Origin of the sequence: Okeania hirsuta, assembly GCF_003838195.1 — a bacterium.
GTDB classification, from domain to species: Bacteria; Cyanobacteriota; Cyanobacteriia; order Cyanobacteriales; family Microcoleaceae; genus Okeania; species Okeania hirsuta.
In genome coordinates this window covers 1-744 of the sequence record NZ_RCBY01000661.1, presented here as the reverse complement: position 1 = coordinate 744, position 744 = coordinate 1, and the positions used below count along the sequence as shown (strand labels likewise).

2 protein-coding genes are annotated in these 744 nt (G+C 44.8%); both read left to right on the top strand.

Translation table 11 applies throughout. The annotated features are described in order from the left end of the window. Positions 1-371: hypothetical protein (locus D5R40_RS36830; protein ID WP_205127886.1), on the top strand; the 371-nt coding region annotated here is incomplete at its 5' end. Between the two features lie 3 nt (positions 372-374). Continuing rightward, on the top strand, positions 375-744 hold a 370-nt coding region (locus tag D5R40_RS33530), incomplete at its 3' end, for a hypothetical protein (protein ID WP_205127885.1).

The following is a 744-nucleotide window of genomic DNA, read 5'->3' as shown; positions in this document are numbered from 1 at the left end:
GGCAACTTCGGTGGGCTGCGGTGCTACCGTATGGCCTGTTGTTATTTTTCAGCGTGGTTGCGACTAAAGATTATCTCAATTGGAATCGAGCAAGGGCGGCTGCTTACGCATGGCTACATCAAGAGGGAATTAGCATTGAACAGATGGATGCGGGTTATGAATACAATGGTTGGTACAACTATCATCGTGACCCCATACAAGCCGACGGACGTTCTTTCTGGTGGGTAACGGACGAGGATTATTTAATCACTTTTGGCCTGTGCAAGGATATAGATCCATTCAAGTATTCCCCTATTATCGGTACCTCTGGTGGAAAAAGGATCAAATATGGTACTGCAAAGGGAAAAGTAAGGGCTGTTCCTTACTTTTAGGCCATGACAAAGCGACAGGCGCAACAAGAAAAACTCGTCCTGATCATCAGCATTTTCATAGCCGGTCTTTGTTCCATTGTTTATGAATTGCTGATCAGCACTACCTCCAGCTACTTTTTAGGCGATAGTATTCGTCAATTTTCCATCACTATTGGCGTCTATATGGCCGCCATGGGTTTGGGCTCTTTCGTTTCGCGATTAGCTAAGGGCAATTTATTACTTCGTTTTATTGAGGTAGAATTACTTCTAGGGTTAATTGGGGGCTGTAGCGTTCCCTTGCTCTACTTTTGTTTTGCCTACACCAATCCTACTGCCTTTTCCGCTTTGATGATTACCCTGATCAGCCTGATTGGCTTACTGACCGGTTTGGAAA